The sequence below is a fragment of the Leisingera methylohalidivorans DSM 14336 genome (assembly GCF_000511355.1).
Lineage (GTDB): Bacteria > Pseudomonadota > Alphaproteobacteria > Rhodobacterales > Rhodobacteraceae > Leisingera > Leisingera methylohalidivorans.
Window position 1 is genome coordinate 4027982 of record NC_023135.1, and the last position, 15998, is coordinate 4043979.

General features: G+C 63.1%; 17 protein-coding genes and 1 pseudogene. 10 read left to right on the top strand and 8 right to left on the bottom strand.

The window, feature by feature from the left end:
- Positions 1–61: 61 nt before the first annotated feature.
- A complete protein-coding gene (locus tag METH_RS19545; RefSeq protein ID WP_024092207.1) occupies positions 62–1252 on the top strand; it encodes a hypothetical protein in 1191 nt (396 codons plus the stop codon).
- On the opposite strand, the gene METH_RS19550 is transcribed toward METH_RS19545, so the two are convergent.
- The gene (locus METH_RS19550; protein ID WP_024092208.1) at positions 1249–2190 is read right to left on the bottom strand and encodes a GlxA family transcriptional regulator; all 942 of its coding nucleotides are present in this window, start codon (positions 2188–2190) and stop codon (positions 1249–1251) included. The two genes, METH_RS19545 and METH_RS19550, sit on opposite strands and share 4 nt — an antisense overlap.
- Before the next feature lie 79 nt (positions 2191–2269).
- Between METH_RS19550 and METH_RS19555 the strand changes: the two genes are divergently transcribed.
- The 4 genes from METH_RS19555 to METH_RS19570 are packed head-to-tail and all read left to right on the top strand — an operon-like array spanning position 2270 to position 6609.
- On the top strand, positions 2270–3433 hold the full coding sequence (locus METH_RS19555; RefSeq protein WP_024092209.1) for an acyl-CoA dehydrogenase family protein: 1164 nt from the start codon (positions 2270–2272) through the stop codon (positions 3431–3433).
- Between the two features lie 3 nt (positions 3434–3436).
- On the top strand, positions 3437–3739 hold the full coding sequence (locus METH_RS19560) for an Rdx family protein (RefSeq protein WP_024092210.1): 303 nt from the start codon (positions 3437–3439) through the stop codon (positions 3737–3739).
- Between the two features lie 6 nt (positions 3740–3745).
- Positions 3746–5773, top strand: a complete 2028-nt coding sequence (locus METH_RS19565; protein WP_024092211.1) for an acetate--CoA ligase family protein — start codon at positions 3746–3748, stop codon at positions 5771–5773.
- A gap of 50 nt (positions 5774–5823) precedes the next feature.
- On the top strand, positions 5824–6609 hold the full coding sequence (locus METH_RS19570; protein WP_024092212.1) for a carnitinyl-CoA dehydratase: 786 nt from the start codon (positions 5824–5826) through the stop codon (positions 6607–6609).
- Positions 6610–6799: 190 nt separating this feature from the next.
- On the opposite strand, the gene METH_RS19575 is transcribed toward METH_RS19570, so the two are convergent.
- Entirely contained in the window at positions 6800–7435 is a 636-nt protein-coding gene (locus METH_RS19575; RefSeq protein WP_024092213.1) for a class I SAM-dependent DNA methyltransferase, read from the bottom strand.
- Positions 7436–7509: 74 nt separating this feature from the next.
- Between METH_RS19575 and METH_RS19580 the strand changes: the two genes are divergently transcribed.
- Complete coding sequence (locus METH_RS19580; RefSeq protein ID WP_024092214.1) at positions 7510–8379, top strand: SDR family oxidoreductase; 870 nt, start codon at positions 7510–7512, stop codon at positions 8377–8379.
- 120 nt (positions 8380–8499) lie between these two features.
- Here METH_RS19580 and dxs read toward each other — a convergent pair whose 3' ends face one another.
- The 6 genes from dxs to METH_RS19610 all read right to left on the bottom strand — a co-directional run bounded on the left by dxs (position 8500) and on the right by METH_RS19610 (position 13871).
- Positions 8500–10428, bottom strand: a complete 1929-nt coding sequence (gene dxs / locus METH_RS19585; RefSeq protein ID WP_024092215.1) for a 1-deoxy-D-xylulose-5-phosphate synthase — start codon at positions 10426–10428, stop codon at positions 8500–8502.
- 49 nt (positions 10429–10477) lie between these two features.
- Positions 10478–11362 (bottom strand): polyprenyl synthetase family protein, encoded by an 885-nt coding sequence (locus tag METH_RS19590; RefSeq protein ID WP_024092216.1) that lies wholly within the window; start codon positions 11360–11362, stop codon positions 10478–10480.
- A gap of 3 nt (positions 11363–11365) precedes the next feature.
- A complete protein-coding gene (locus tag METH_RS19595) occupies positions 11366–11608 on the bottom strand; it encodes an exodeoxyribonuclease VII small subunit (RefSeq protein WP_008554789.1) in 243 nt (80 codons plus the stop codon).
- The gene (locus tag METH_RS19600; protein WP_024092217.1) at positions 11605–12531 is read right to left on the bottom strand and encodes a histone deacetylase family protein; all 927 of its coding nucleotides are present in this window, start codon (positions 12529–12531) and stop codon (positions 11605–11607) included. The genes METH_RS19595 and METH_RS19600 overlap by 4 nt, the downstream gene beginning before the upstream one ends.
- A 129-nt stretch (positions 12532–12660) precedes the next feature.
- A complete protein-coding gene (locus METH_RS19605; protein ID WP_024092218.1) occupies positions 12661–13362 on the bottom strand; it encodes a response regulator in 702 nt (233 codons plus the stop codon).
- Positions 13363–13367: 5 nt separating this feature from the next.
- The gene (locus tag METH_RS19610) at positions 13368–13871 is read right to left on the bottom strand and encodes a MarR family winged helix-turn-helix transcriptional regulator (protein ID WP_024092219.1); all 504 of its coding nucleotides are present in this window, start codon (positions 13869–13871) and stop codon (positions 13368–13370) included.
- A gap of 162 nt (positions 13872–14033) precedes the next feature.
- Between METH_RS19610 and METH_RS19615 the strand changes: the two genes are divergently transcribed.
- The 4 genes and pseudogenes from METH_RS19615 to METH_RS25005 all read left to right on the top strand — a co-directional run bounded on the left by METH_RS19615 (position 14034) and on the right by METH_RS25005 (position 15984).
- On the top strand, positions 14034–14900 hold the full coding sequence (locus METH_RS19615; RefSeq protein WP_024092220.1) for a branched-chain amino acid aminotransferase: 867 nt from the start codon (positions 14034–14036) through the stop codon (positions 14898–14900).
- Between the two features lie 202 nt (positions 14901–15102).
- Positions 15103–15573, top strand: a complete 471-nt coding sequence (locus METH_RS19620) for an MgtC/SapB family protein (protein ID WP_024092221.1) — start codon at positions 15103–15105, stop codon at positions 15571–15573.
- 2 nt (positions 15574–15575) lie between these two features.
- Positions 15576–15785 (top strand): annotated as a pseudogene (locus tag METH_RS25000) (AraC family transcriptional regulator); the annotation flags it as partial.
- 49 nt (positions 15786–15834) lie between these two features.
- Positions 15835–15984, top strand: coding sequence for a helix-turn-helix transcriptional regulator (locus tag METH_RS25005; RefSeq protein WP_024092222.1), 150 nt, complete (start codon positions 15835–15837; stop codon positions 15982–15984).
- Positions 15985–15998 lie beyond the last annotated feature (14 nt).

Genomic DNA, 15998 nt, shown 5'->3' on the forward strand with positions numbered 1-15998 from the left:
CGTCGGGGCGGTCTCCGGTCCATGCTGGGCGGAACCGCAGCAAATTTGCGAAGGACCGCTGATGCACGCTATTGCCGATACGAATGCCTTGGTTGAGGAGGGCATCCTGACACCGGATCAGGCCCGCGAAATCGAGGGACGCTCGCGCGAGGTGATGGTGTTGCTGGCAGTCAATGCGGTTCTGTTTTTCGGCATCATCGCGACCACGGCGGGGTTCATCTTCTGGCTGGCAGATCCGCTAGCCGTAGCTGTCACCGGTATACTCATGCTGGGCGGCGGTCTGGCGGTGCTGGCGCGCGGCAAGGAGATTCTGCGGATGTTCGGCAATTCCGCCACCCTGATCGGCGCCGGGATGCTGATGGGCGGCGCCGGCATTGAGCTGGCAGACAAATACGAGGACTTTGCCGGCTGGGTGATGCTGCCTGCCGGCGCACTGGTGGCAGCGATCTGCGTCTGGCGCTGGCGGAGCGGGGCCTGGTCCACTGGATTTGTCCTGGGGACGATCCTGCTGATGGGGCTGGCGATGCATCTGGCCGGAATCGAACTGCTGCTGCAGCAGTATGAAATAGGCTCGCCAATCCGGAATATCGTGCTGCTCTATTACACTTTGGCACTTGGTCTGGCAGGCTGGCAGGTGGATGTGCGCTTTGTCACTGCTCTGGCGATTGCGCCATTTGCCCAGATGCTGGAGACCGGCACCGGCTATTTTCACGCGGCTTATGTGTTCTATTCGCCGGAATCGACGCTGACGATTCTGCAGATGGTCCTGCTGATTCTGCTGTGCGTCTGGGGCGCAGCGCGGCTGGCTGAGCGTGACGCGCGGCATTTGCGTGTTCTGGCGATCCTGGGGTTTGTTGTGGCCAATCTTTGTGCTCTCGTCGGCTCGCTGTGGGGCGATGTGGTGGGCGAAACCGTCTGGGGGCCGGGCCGTTACAGCGATGGTTATGCGGATTGGGATGCCTATGCCACTGCTCGTGATGCCTTCCGCGACAGTGCGCTGTTCATCTCCGAAGGCGTCTATTCGGTGCTTTGGGCGGCGGTGCTGGCGGCGGTGATCTTCTGGGCGGCCCAGCGTCACCAGCGCGGGCTGTTCAATGCAGCGCTGACCTTTGCCGCGATCCATGCCTACACGCAGATGTTCGAATCCTTTGCTGATGAGCCGCTGGCCTATGTGGTTGGCGGGCTGGCGGCGATCCCGTTGGCCTGGGGGCTTTGGCGGCTGAACCAGTGGATGGCCGTCACGCAGGCCTAGTTACTAGAGCGCAAGGCACGCGGGGTGGTTCCAAACTCGGCTTTGAAGGCCCTGGTCAGCGCGCTAGGGTCGTCATAGCCGCAGCGCAGGGCAATTTCTGAGACACTCAAAACAGTTTCTAACACAAGCTTTCTGGCGTGTATCAGCCTTAGCCGCCGGTAGACCGCCTGCGGTGTCGCGCCCAGTTCGGCCTTCATTCGCGCCTCTAGATCCTTTTGGCTGCGGCCTGCCTTTCTGGCCACGGCAGCAATCGGCAAAGGCGTCTCCAGATTGGCCTGCATCACCGCAACTGCGCGGGCCACGGATTTGCCGCGCACAAGGATCGGGTCCTGAGTTTCTGTTGCCTCGGGCGCCATGAACAGCGTGGCCACCTCCAGCCGAAGTGCGGCACCATGCTGATCCCCGATCAGTTCCATCATGGTGTCAAAGGCCGCCAGAGCGCCGGTGCAAGTGATGCGGTTGCCGTCCCAGACTTGCCGTGCGCGTTCCGCCTGCACGTCCGGGAAGGCCTCGGTGAAACGGCCGAGCTCTTCCCAGTGAATGGTCGCGCGCCGCGCCTCCAGAAGACCGGCCTGCGCCAGCAGCCAGGCGCCGGTATCGAAGCCGGCCAAAGCTTTGTAGCGCAGGGCGGCAGACTTCAGCGCGCGGGCGGTGGCAACCGTAGCATGGCGCAGGAAATCGTAGGACGGCATGGCAATCAGCAGGTCGCCGCTACAATCTGCCAGCCGTCCATGCGCCCGCACTTCCATCCCCGATGAAGAGACTGCCGGACCGCCGTCGAGAGTCAGGAACCGCCAGGCATAGACCTGCCGCCCGGCGAATGTGTTGGCGGCGCGCAGAGGCTCCACCGTATTGGCCAGGCAATGGGCCGAGAAGGCATCGAACAGCAGCACATCCAGTTGCTGCGCCGCAGCGTCATGATTTATCCAACTTCGCATGAAAAACTCTAACTTTGCATGATACATGCGCGCAAGCCGCTTAACCTGATCCGCAACAGATTTGCAAAGGAAGACCGCCATGCAGTTCGGGATGACCGAAGAACAATCGATGATCGTCGAGACCACCCGCGCCTTTGTGGAAAAGGAGCTGTATCCGCATGAGGCGGAGATCGAGCGCAGCGGCCATTTGGATATGGACGTGATCCGCGATGTGCAGAAGAAAGCGATGGAAGCGGGCCTCTATGCGGCCAATATGCCTGAGGAAGCCGGCGGCGCCGGCCTCGATACTCTGACCTGGCTGCTGTATGAAAAGGAACTGGGCCGCGCAAATTACGCGCTGCACTGGACCGGGGTGGCGCGGCCGTCGAACATTCTGCTGGCGGGTACGGAGGAGCAGAAGGAAAAGTACCTGTTCCCTTGCATGAAGGGTGAGAAATGGGATTGCCTGGCAATGACCGAGCCGGATGCAGGATCGGATCTGCGCGGCATGAAGGCGACGGCGCGCAAGGACGGCGGTGACTGGATCCTGAACGGCACCAAGCATTTCATCAGCCACGCCGATATTGCCGATTTTGCCATCTGCTTCATGGCGACCGGCGTTGAAGATACCCCGCGCGGGCCGAAGAAAAAGATCACCGCGTTCTTTGTCGACAAGGGCACGCCGGGCTTCGAGGTGCGCGACGGTTACGGCAATGTCAGCCACCGCGGCTACACCAACGCGGTGCTGGAGTTCGACGACTGCCGCCTGCCGTCCTCCGCGATTCTGGGTGAAGTCGACAAGGGGTTCGAGGTTGCCAACACCTGGCTGGGCGCCACCCGGCTGCAGGTGGCCGCCACTTGCCTGGGCCGGGCGGAACGCGCGTTGCGGCATTCGGTTGAATACGCCGCCGAGCGCAAGCAGTTCGGTCAGCAGATCGGCAAGTTCCAGGGCATCTCCTTCAAACTCGCCGATATGGCATTGGAGTTAAAGGCGGCGAATCTTCTGACCTGGGAAGCCGGTTGGAAGTTTGATCAAGGCACTGTCACCGAAAGCGACATGTCGATGGCCAAGCTGAAAGCGACCGAAATGCTGGCCATGGTCGCGGATGAGGCGATCCAGATTCACGGCGGCATGGGCCTGATGGACGAACTGCCGCTGGAACGCATCTGGCGGGACGCGCGGGTCGAGCGTATCTGGGAAGGCACCAGTGAAATCCAGCGGCACATCATCAGCCGCGAGATGCTGCGCGCCGTCGGAGGCTGATCCATGACCCCATCCGGGAAACCCACCGTCACAATTACTTATTGCATCGGCTGCAACTGGCTGTTGCGGGCGGGCTGGATGGCGCAGGAGCTGCTGCAAACCTTCCAGGATCAGTTGGGCGGGGTAACTCTGGTTCCTGGAGATTTAGGCGGGATCTTTGAGATCCATGTTGATAAGGAGCTGATCTGGGAACGCAAACAGGACGGCGGCTTTCCTGATGTGAAAGAGCTGAAGACCCGCGTGCGCGACCGGATCAATCCTGAACAAGACCTCGGCCATCTGGACCGTGGCAAGACCGGTGAATAAGATCAAATGCAGTCTCTAAACAGGCTTTTCCGCCCAAAATCCATTGCTGTGATTGGCGGCGGCGCATGGTGCCGTCTGGTGATCGAGCAATGCCAGAAGATGGGTTTTGAGGGCACCATCTGGCCCGTTCACCCCAAGGCAGACGAGGTCGCGGCCCTGCCTGCCTTCAAGGATGTGGACAGCCTGCCGGAGGCGCCCGATGCTGCCTTCATCGGGGTGAACCGCTTTGCCACCATTGAGGTGGTGCGGGCGTTGTCGGCACGCGGCGCTGGTGGCGCGGTGTGCTTTGCCTCCGGTTTCCTGGAGGCTGCTGCAGAGGATGCGGAAGGCGCAGATCTGCAGGCGCTCCTCCTGGACGCGGCAGGGGAAATGCCCTTTCTCGGCCCCAACTGCTATGGTTTCATCAATTATCTGGACGGTGCGCTGTTGTGGCCGGACCAGCATGGGGGCGCGCGGGTGGAGAAAGGCGTGGCGCTGGTCACCCAAAGCTCCAACATTGCCATCAACCTGACCATGCAGAAACGCGGGCTGCCCCTGGCCTATGCGGTGACCGCAGGCAATCAGGCGCAATCCGGCATCGCCGCGATTGGCGAAGCCCTGCTGGAAGATGACCGTGTCACCGCACTTGGCTTGCACATTGAAGGGTTCGGAGATTTGCGCGCGCTGGAGGCTTTGGCAGCACGCGCCCGTGAACTGGGAAAGCCGGTGGTGGCGCTGAAGGTGGGCAAATCAGCCGAGGCCCGGGCCGCAACTGTTTCTCATACCGCCTCGCTTGCAGGCGGTGACGCGGGGGCCGGGGCTTTGCTCTCCCGCCTCGGCATCCCGCGTCTGGATGATCTGCCGTCCTTTCTGGAGACGCTGAAACTACTGCATGTGACGGGTCGGCTGCCTTCGAACCGGATTGCAACCATCAGCTGCTCAGGGGGCGAAGCAAGCCTGGCCGCAGATACCGGACATGCGCGCAATGTCGAGTTCCCGGCGCTGAGCGAACGGCAGAAGACCGACCTGCGTGAGGCGCTTGGGCCGATGGTGGCCCTGGCGAATCCGCTCGACTACCACACCTATATCTGGCGGGATGCCGAGGCGATGACCCGGGCGTTTTCCGCGATGATGGACCCGCAGCTGGCAATGACGATGCTGATCGTGGATTTCCCGCGCGAAGACCGCTGTGATGCATCCGACTGGGAATGCGCCATTCAGGCGGCCATTGGCTCGCGCGAGCGGACCGGCGCCAATGTCGGTTTGGTGGCGACTTTACCGGAGCTGATGCCCGAGGATGTAGCGGCCCGGCTGATGGCAGCGGGTGTGGTCCCCTTTTGCGGACTCAGTGAGGCGATTTCGGCATGTGAGGCCGCGAGCCTGCCGCAGCTGCCAGCCCCGGCGCCGTTGCTGCTGCCGACGCCCGTGGTGGAACCCGATTTGGTGCCCGAAGCGGAAGCCAAACGGCAGCTTGCGGATTATGGGTTGCGTATACCGCGCTCGAAACGCGCTGCCTCGGCGACCAATGCGCGGGCGGTGGCGGTGGATGTCGGCTTCCCCGTTGTTCTGAAAGGCGAGGGCGTTGCCCATAAGACAGAAGCCGGTGCGGTCGCGCTGAATTTGACAACTGGTCAGGAGGTAAGCGATGCGGCCTTCAACATGCCGGCATCGCGGTTCCTCGTTGAAGAAATGGTCATTGGTGCAGTTGCGGAACTGCTGATCGGTGTGGTCAAGGACCCGGCGCATGGCTTTGTCATGACGCTGGCCGCAGGCGGCACTCTGACCGAGCTGATGGAGGACAGCGCCTCCTTCCTGCTGCCGGCTTCGGATGCGGAGATCAACGCGGCGCTCAACGCTCTGCGAATCTCCAGGCTGCTGGATGGCTACCGGGGCGCCCCGGCGGCGGACCGTGAAGCAGTTCTGCGGGCGATCCGTGCGGTGGAGGCCTATGTGACGGAAAACGCACTGGGTCTGGAAGAGATCGAAATCAACCCGCTTCTCTGCACGCCGTCTGACGCCGTTGCGGCAGACGCGCTGATGAGGCGGAAATACTAAGGCTTCGGCCGCAAACATGAACGGCACTGCCCGTGCCAGGAGGAATTGAGATGATCGAGAGCCCCGTGAAAACCCGCCGCGACGGCGCCATTCTGGAAGTGACCTTGGACCGGCCTAAGGCCAATGCCATCGACCTTCAGACCAGCCGGGTCATGGGTGAGGTGTTCCGTGATTTCCGGGATGATCCGGAACTGCGGGTCGCGATCCTGACCGGTGGCGGAGAGAAATTCTTCTGCCCTGGCTGGGATCTGAAAGCCGCAGCTGACGGGGATGCTGTGGACGGCGACTACGGCGTCGGCGGATTTGGCGGGCTGCAGGAGCTGCGCGATATGAACAAGCCGGTGATTGCCGCTGTGAATGGAATCGCTTGCGGCGGCGGGCTCGAGCTGGCGCTGTCGGCGGATTTGATCGTCGCTGCCGGTCACGCCACCTTTGCATTGCCGGAAATCCGCTCCGGCACCGTCGCGGATGCGGCGAGTGTGAAGTTGCCCAAGCGTATTCCTTATCACATTGCGATGGAGCTGCTGCTTACGGGCCGATGGTTTGATGCTGAAGAGGCGAACCGCTGGGGTCTGGTGAATGAGATCGTGGCGGCGGATCAGCTGATGGACCGGGTCTGGGAGCTGGCGCGGCTGCTCGCCTCCGGTCCGCCGCTGGTCTATGCTGCGATCAAGGAGGTGGTGCGCGACGCTGAGGATTCTAAATTCCAGGACGCCATGAACCGGATCACCCGGCGGCAGCTGCCGACGGTGGATGTTCTCTATGGGTCCGAGGACAATCTGGAAGGCGCCCGCGCCTTTGCTGAAAAGCGCGATCCGGTCTGGAAGGGGCGCTGACGCAGCGCGCCGTCAGCTGCGCTGCCAGGCCTAAGGCTGCGGATGGCATCGCAGATGCCGCGCAAAAGCGCGGGCGCCCCCGCCTGCTTCTGGAATACCTGAAGTTGTCCCGGCTCAGTTGCACCCAAATGCCGCGCTTTGCGCGGCGTTTGGGGCTCCGCCCGTTCAAAGGCGAAATGGCACAGGAGCGCTATACCTTTTGAAACAGCGCAATCAGGGCGGTGTCGTCCTTGTGTGCGCCCGATGCTCCTGGGCCATAGATGCACAGTTCAGGCAGAGTCAGACCCTTGATCCATTGCCCGCGCAGCAGCCGGTCGAAGGCTTCAGCAAACCCCGCCTTTTTGTAGAATCTGGCATTCACAGACAGCGCAAACCAGGCATCAGGTGCGGCCACCCGCAACAAGGCGGGCAGAACCTCGGGGCCGAGGTGGCCATGGGTGAAAGTGCCGGACGACACTACGCCGCGATAGCTGTTGCGCGGCACTGGGATACCTTCCAGAAGATCGGCCTCGATCACGTCGCGGTAGACGTCCTTGCGCAAGGCTTCGGCCAGCATGGCGGCGCTCAAGTCGGTGGCGTCGATGGGGCCGACTCCAAGCAGCTGCAGCGCCTGGCCGCAGAGGCCGGTGCCAGCGCCCGCGTCCAGCACCGGACCCATTCCCCCGGCGGCGGCAAAAGCCTTGGCCGTCAACCCGGGCAGAAGATATCCCTGCCTGGCGGCGAAATCCTGATCGTATGTGCTGGCCCAGTCGCCGTAAAGGCGTTTGGAATCGGCAGGCGTCTGCACGGCATAGGCGTCTGAAAGTCCCGGCTTCTGTTTGTCCATGAACGCCATGAAAAGGCGGATCGGGATTCGAATCAACCCTTGCGCCCCGGGTCCGGCCAACGCATCTAGGAGCCATGAGGAAAACACTGCTTTGTCTTGGATTTGGCTATACCGCGCGGGCGCTTGCGCCGCGCCTCCTGGCGCAGGGATGGCGGGTCATAGGCACCTCCCGCGAGACTGTGGCGGCCGATGGTGTGGAGATGATCACCTGGCCCGGGCAGGACGTGCCGCTGGATGGTGTAACCCACATTCTGAACTCGATCGGGCCGAACGCAGAGGGCGATCCGGTGCTTGCTGCGCTGGGTGATCAGATCACCGCTGCCACTGATCTGGAGTGGGTTGGCTATCTGTCCACAACGGCGGTCTATGGCCATCACGACGGCGCCTGGGTGGATGAAGACACGCCGGTCGCTCCCTCCAGTCAGCGCGGCTACTGGCGGGCCAAGGCAGAAGCACAATGGCAGGCAATCCCGGAGTTACCGCTGCATATCTTCCGCCTGGCCGGGATCTACGGCCCCGGCCGCGGTCCCTTTGCCAAGCTGATGGCAGGTAAAGCGCGGCGGATCATAAAGCCGGGGCAGGTATTTTCCCGCATCCACGTCGAGGACATCGCCCAGGTGCTGGCGGCCTCCATCGCGAGGCCCGAGCCCGGTGGCATTTACAATGTCTGCGACAACGACCCGGCCCCGCCGCAGGATGTGCTGGGTTATGCGGCGGAGCTGCTGGGCTTGCCGGTGCCGGCCGAAGTGCCCTTTGACGAGGCGGGCATGACGCCGATGGCGCGCAGTTTTTACGGCGAGAACAAGCGGGTCCGGAACCGTCGAATCAAAGCTGAGCTGGGGGTGGAACTGCTCTATCCCACCTACCGCGAGGGGTTGCGGGCGGTGCTGGAAGCCGAGGATATGGAGAGTTTCGTGCCGCCTGCGGAGCCGCCGGGCGTTTGAAGCAGATTGCCGGGGCGCCAATGTCCCGGCCGGCGCCTGCCGGCCCGTCAATCCGGCGGTTTGCCGCTGCCAAATCGGATAGGCGCATTTGCGGCCGCCCAGGATTGGTGCAGGGATAAGTTAAGCCCGCTTTTCGCCAATCGTTGCGACGCCCAGCACTTGCAGCACTTTGGCTTCGATCTGCGGTGCGTTCATCGCTGCAGTCTCATACATGTCCGCGGGGCTGGCCTGGTCGATGAAGGTATCAGGCAGAACCATCGAGCGGAACTTGAGGCCGCTGTCAAAAACGCCTTCCTCGGCCAGAAGCTGCGCCACATGGGATCCGAAGCCGCCCACCGCACCTTCCTCGATGGTGATCAACGCCTCGTGGTCTGCAGCCAGCTGCAGGATCAGGTCCCGGTCCAGAGGTTTCGCAAATCGGGCGTCAGCGATTGAGGGGGTGATGCCCTTGGCGGCGAGCGCCTCGGCAGCATTTTTGACTTCACCCAGGCGTGTGCCAAAGGACAGCAGCGCGACGCGTTTGCCCTGCTGGATCATCCGCCCCTTGCCGATTTTCAGCACTTCGGGGGTCTCCGGCATCTCGACGCCTTCGCCTTCGCCGCGCGGATAGCGGAAGGCGATGGGGCCGTCGTCATGGGCGGCGGCAGTGGCGACCATACGGGCCAGTTCAGCCTCGTCGGCGGCGGCCATCACCACCATGCCCGGCAAGTTGGCCATGAAACCGATGTCGAAGCTGCCGGCATGGGTGGCGCCATCCGCACCTACCAGCCCGGCGCGGTCGATGGCAAAGCGGACCGGCAAGCGTTGGATCGCCACATCGTGCACCACCTGGTCGTAACCGCGCTGCAGGAAAGTGGAATACATCGCGCAGAACGGCTTCATGCCGCCGGCTGCCAGCGCCGCGGCAAAGGTCACGCCGTGCTGTTCGGCAATACCGACGTCGAAGGTGCGCGAGGGGTAGCGCTCTGCCATCAGGTTCAGCCCGGTGCCGTCGGGCATGGCCGCAGTAACGGCGCAGATCTTGTCGTCCTTGGCGGCCAGCTTCACCAGTTCATTGCCGAAGACCGAAGTGTAGGAAGGCGCGTTGGAGGGCGCTTTTGTCTGCTCACCCGTCACCATGTCGAATTTGGCGGTAGCGTGGCCTTTGTCGCGAGCGGCTTCCGCCGGGGCGTAGCCTTTGCCCTTTTTGGTGAGGACATGGACCAGAATCGGGCCAGTGGCGCGGGCTTTGACCGTGCGCAGCACAGGCAGCAGCTGGTCCATGTCGTGGCCGTCGATTGGTCCAAGGTAGGAGAAGCCGAGTGCCTCGAACATTGTGCCGCCGACGGCCATGCCCTTAAGCATATCCTTTGCGCGTTTAGCACCTTCGCGGAAGGGCTCGGGCAGCAGCGAGACCGCACCTTTGGCGGCGGCTTTCAGCTCCTGGAAAGGCTCGCCCGCATAGAGCCGCGACAAATAGGAGGACAGCGCGCCCACCGGCGGTGCAATCGACATCTCGTTGTCGTTCAGGATGACGATCAGCCGCTTGCCCAGATGGCCTGCGTTGTTCATCGCTTCAAACGCCATGCCTGCCGACATTGACCCGTCGCCGATCACCGCGATGGCGTCGCCGATGCCCTCGGGGATCACGCCGCCGAGGTCGCGTGCTACTGCAAAACCCAGCGCGGCGCTGATCGAGGTGGAACTGTGGGCGGCGCCAAAGGGGTCATATGAGGATTCGGAACGTTTGGTGAAACCGCTGAGACCGTCCTTCATGCGCAGGGTGCGGATGCGGTCGCGGCGCCCGGTCAGGATCTTATGCGGATAGCACTGGTGGGAGACGTCCCAGATCACCTTGTCCCGCGGGGTGTCAAAGACGGCGTGCAATGCAGTGGTCAGCTCGACCACACCGAGACCCGCGCCCAGATGGCCACCGGTGACAGAAACCGCCGCAATGGTTTCCTGCCGCAGCTCGTGGGCGACCTGAGCCAACTGTGTGTCAGACAGACCCTTCAGATCCGCGGGGCGCGCGATCTGGTCCAAAAGCGGAGTGTTCGGCCGGTCGGACATGATGTCTCCTTGGGCTGCGCCAGGCAGGATGCCGGGGCGTGGCACGGGGTTAGCTGTCGCGCGCAATAACGAAGCGCGCGGCTTCCTTCAAGGTTCCGGCGGCCGCGCCATAGGGGGAAAGGGCGGCACAGGCCTCCTCGCACAGTTCCCTTGCACGTGCTTTGGCTTCTGTCAGGCCCAGCAACGAGACAAAGGTTGCCTTGCCGGCGTCGGCATCCTTGCGCACGGCCTTGCCGACCTTGGCGGCATCACCCTCGACATCCAAAATGTCGTCTGCGATCTGGAAAGCAAGGCCCAGGGCGCGTGCGTATTGCCGTAGCGGTGCCGTGTCGTCGCCCGCCAGCACAGCGCCGGCGGAGGCGGACCATTCGATCAGGCAGCCGGTCTTGCGGCCCTGCAGCCGGGTGATCTGCTCCAGCGTCAGTGGCCCGGCCGCGGTTTCCGCTGCAATATCCAGCATCTGGCCCGAGACCATGCCGTCCTTGCCGGAAGCTTGCGCCAGGCCGCGGATCAGGGTCAGCGCATGGGGGCCAACCTTGCGGTCCGCCAGCAGTTCAAAGGCAAAGCTTTGCAGGCTGTCGCCTGCCAGCACCGCCATTGACTCGTCCCATTTGCGGTGCACGGTGGGCTGGCCGCGGCGCAGATCATCGTCGTCCATGCAGGGCAAGTCGTCATGCACCAGCGAGTAGGCATGGATGCATTCGATGGCGAGGGCTGCCTCGATTGCGGCCTCCATTGAAACCCCATGCAGACTGGCGCTTTCCAGTACCAGAAATCCGCGCAGCATCTTGCCGCCGGTGACGGCGTAGCGCATGGCGGCGTGCAGCTCGTCACGGCCCGCCAGCCGCAGTTCCATATGTGCGGCGATGCGGGCCTGTGCGTCCTTCAGCGCTTGTGCAAAGGGGCGCGTTTGGGTGTCTGCTGCGGCGGTCATCGCTTAGCCGGCGTCCAGCGGCTGGGTGCCCTTGGGAGTGCCGTTCGCGTCCAGCGTGATGGCGGCGACCTTTTCCTCGGCGCGTTTCAGCTCGTCCTCGCAGCGCTTCTTCAGCGCGGCGCCCCGGGTATAGAGGTCGATCGAGGCATCCAGCGCCACGTCCCCGCGCTCAAGCTGGTCCACCACACCTTCCAGCTCGCGCATCGCCTGTTCAAAGCTCATCTGGTCTACGGGGGTCTCAGTCATGCCGGTGCCTTTATCAATTCTTCCACATGCGCGCGCGTTGCGGCGGCCAGCGCGTTCAGATCATATCCGCCTTCCAAAGTCGAGACGATACGGCCCTGGCAGAGATCACTGGCGAGTTTGCAAAGCTCGGCGGTGATCCAGGCGAAATCGGCTGTGGCCCAGTTGAGGCTGGCAAGGGGATCGTCCTGGTGGGCGTCAAAGCCGGCCGAGATGAGGATCAGCTCCGGTTTGAACGCGCGCAGGCGCGGGAAGGCCTGACCCTCATAGGCCGCCTGCATCTCCGCCCGGCCGGAGCCCGGCGCCAGCGGCATGTTCAGGATAGTGCCATGGGCGCCGTCCTCATCCGGGCGGCCGGAGCCGGGCCAGAGCGGCATCTGCTGGCTGGTGATCACCAGAGCGCGCGGTTCGTCCCACAAGAGATCCTGGGTGCCGTTGCCGTGGTGCACGTCGAAATCCACCACCGCGACCCGGCTGAGGCCGTGATGGTCCAGCGCGTGTTTGGCGGCCAGCGCGGCATTGCCGAACAGGCAGAATCCCATGGCAGTACCGGTCTCCGCGTGGTGTCCCGGCGGGCGCACGGCGGCAAAAGCGTTCTGCACCTCGCCGCCCAGCACCATATCGACACCGCGCACCGCCGCGCCCGCTGCGCGGAAGGCCGCATCCAGAGATCCGGGGGACATGAACGTGTCGCCGTCTATCTGTGCCCAGCCCTCCGCAGGGGAGGCTTTACGCAAGTCCGAGAGGTAGGACGCCGGGTGGATGCGCAGAATATCGTCTTCGGCGGCCATCGGCGCGGTGACGCGTTTCAGCTCCAAGGGGTCCAGCGCGTGCAGGATGTGCTCCAGCCGTGCGACCTGTTCCGGATGACCGTCAGGGGTGATGTGGTTCAGGCAGTCGGCATGGGTGATCAGGGCGGTGGTCATGGCGGTTTCCTCCTGCAGCGGGTCTTGGCGCGACCCTAGGGGGCGGCGGCGCTGTGCTGCAAGGGGAATCCCAGAGCTCTGCTCCGGACCCCGGGATGTTTCGGACATGAGGAAATGGCCGGCCGGGTCCTAGTCGGGTGCCAGCATATAGCCCGCGCCGCGCACCGTCTGCAGATATTGCGGCTGTTTCGGGTTCGGCTCGATCTTGCGGCGCAGGCGGGTGATCTGCACGTCCACCGCGCGTTCCTGCGCCTGACCGCGGTCGCGGCCCAGATCTTCGACCAGCTTGGTGCGGGACACTGGCTCGCCGGGTTGGGCCGAGAAGATCTTCATCAGCTGGCTTTCGGTGCCGGTGAGGCGGATCAGCTCGTCGCCCTGCCACATCTCGCCGCGTTCAATGTCATAGCGGATGGCGCCCAGGTGCAGCACTTTGAGGGCGCTTTCCTGTGCCACCGTGTCCGGCATCCGCCGCAGGATCGCGTTCACCCGCAGCAGCAGCTCCTTCGGCTCAAAGGGTTTGGGCAGGTAGTCATCTGCACCGGCCTCCAGGCCAGCGATGCGGTCTTCGGTTTCGCCCTTGGCAGTCAGCAGCAGGATCGGTGTGGCCATGGTCTCACGCAGCGATTTAGTCAGCGAGATACCGTCCTCGCCGGGCATCATCACATCCATGACGATCAGGTCAAAATCCAGCCCCGCCAGCACCCGCCGGGCATGGGCCGCATCCCGCGCTGCCGTTACCAGAAAGCCGGACCGCATCAGAAATTTTTTCAGAAGGCTGCGGATGCGCTCGTCGTCGTCGACGATCAGCAGATGGGCGTCATTCATGCTCATGTGGCTCAATCCCGCAGCTTGGCATAGGCACGGCGCATATCCGCATCCATCATTGCCTCAAGCACTTTCTTGAAGCCTTGTACTGCCTCGGGGCCTGCATCCTTGAAGGCGGCGCGCATCCGGGAGCGCTGGGCATCCGACAGCGTGGCCTCCAGAGCCGCGCCCTGATCGGTCAGGTACAGATGCCGCTCGCGCTTATCCAGCTCACCCACCTTGCTGATCACCAGGCCGTCGCCGATCAATGTGCGCAGCACCCGGTTCAGCGATTGTTTGGTGACACCCAGTATGCTGAGAAGGTTGTTCACTGTCGTGCCGGGCGAACGGTTGATAAAGTGGACCGCCCTGTGATGCGCCCGGCCATAGGACAATTCTGCCAGAATCCGGTCCGGATCGGCCGTAAAGCCGCGGTAGGCAAAAAACATTGCCTCGATCCCCTGGCGCAGCTGCTCATCCGTCAGAAACAGCAGGCTTTCGCCGCCGTATCCCTGCCCTGTCCGGCCTTCAGGCATTCGGTGCCCCCTCGTCTGTATTGCCGGCCAGTTTATGTCAGTGTTGTTGACATTCCAAGGGTGAAGATGTATCGAATCTCAGCTTTGACGCAAGATTGTGTCCGGTTCGGTCACAACTAGCGCAATAAATGGAAATCCCGCAGAGTTTTAGGAGGGTGCGGCATGGCAGGTTATGACGACCGCGACGGTGTTATCTGGATGGATGGGGAATTGGTCGAGTGGCGGGATGCCAAGGTGCATATTCTGACCCATGCCATGCATTATGCCTCCTCCGTGTTCGAAGGCGAGCGCGCCTATAACGGCAAGATCTTCAAGAGCCGCGAGCATTCCGAACGCCTGATCGCATCGGCCGAGGCGCTGGACATGCCGATGCCTTACACGGTCGATCAGATCGAGGCGGCCAAGGATGAGGCGCTGAAGGCTTCCGGCCTGCAGGATGCCTATGTGCGGGCGCTGGTCTGGCGCGGGTCCGGTGATGATATGGGCGTGGCCTCGGCTGCCAACCCGGTGCGGATGGCAATCGCGGTCTGGGGCTGGGGCGCCTACTATGGCGACGCCAAAATGCAGGGCGCCAAGCTGGCGATTGCCGAATGGAAACGCCCGTCGCCGGAGACCATCCCGGTCCATGCCAAGGCGGCAGGCCTTTACATGATCTGCACCATATCCAAGCACAAAGCGACCGCGCAGGGCTGCTCGGACGCGCTGTTCATGGACTGGCGCGGGTATGTGGCCGAGGCGACCGGCGCCAACATTTTCTTCGTGAAGGATGGCGAGGTGCACACCCCGCTGGCGGATTGCTTCCTCAATGGCATCACCCGCCAGACCGTGATCCAGATGCTGAAAGACAAGGGCATCACTGTGCATGAGCGCCGTATCAAGCCGGAGGAAATGGAAGGCTTCGAGCAGTGCTGGCTGACTGGCACCGCCGCCGAAGTTACACCGGTTGGCGAGATCGGACCCTACAAATTCGAGGTCGGCGCGCTGACCCGTGAGATCGCTGAGGACTACGAAAAACTGGTCCGCGCGTAAGCGCACGCCAATACGGCACGGAAAACCCCGCCTGCGTGCGGGGTTTTTTCTTTGCGGCGCCGGACTGCCTTTCACGGTTCATAGCGGCCAAAGCCATTTTTCTGCACTCATTCCGGTACTGTGCCATAGTCGGGCATATTGATGAAAAATCATTCCGGGGCTCGCTGCGTGCTGCTGCCCGCCACGGAGGAACGGGAACGCGATGGACCTGAGTATTGCTTATGTGAGCTATTGGGAGCTGTGTCTGCGCCTGATCTGCGCTGCTGCTGCCGGGGCGCTGTTGGGCCTCGACCGGGAACTGCGGCATCGCAAGGTGGGCATGCGGACCTATATGATTGTCTCGCTTGGGGCGGCGGGTTTTACCTTGATCACCATGGAATTGGCGATGGAGGCGCAGACCCTTGAAATGGGAACTGACCCGACTCGCATCATGCAGGGGATTGTCGGAGCGATAGGCTTTCTAGGCGCCGGTGCGATCATACATGGCGATGAGCGGGTCGGAGGGATGGCGACGGCGGCCAGCCTTTGGGCGGCCGGGGGTGTCGGCATGGCCTCGGGGCTAGGCTATTATGTTCATGCGGTGCTGCTGGCGCTGCTCGCCGCCGGCATTCTGGCCCTGAGCCGGTTGATGAGCAACCGCGGCCGGGAGGACCGGCCGGATGTCCGTGACTGACCATGCAGTGCGAGACAGCCAAGCCGCCGCGTGAAGAGGCAGGTTATGACGGTGGCGGGGTGCTGGTTTACGGCGGTGCAGGCCAAGGGCGCGATACGCAGCTGATCTGCGGCCATTTTTCGTTCGCGGGCATGCCGGGTCAGCGCGGCACCGGGCATATGCTGATCGACCCGCTGCCGCCCTTCATTGTGATCAAGAACCATGGCAAGGAGGCCGGAGCCTGGATTGAGGCGACCCTGCGGATAATCGGATCAGAGATGCATGTCGCACACTGCCTTCGCTCAGGAGTTTGCCGCCAAGATGGAGGTGACACCGATGCAATACCTGACCGGCCGGCGGCTGCAGATCGCCGGCCAGGGGTTGACGGAACAGGGGCTGACAGTGGCCGATGCCGCGGAAATTGCCGGCTAAGCGTCCGAGGCGGC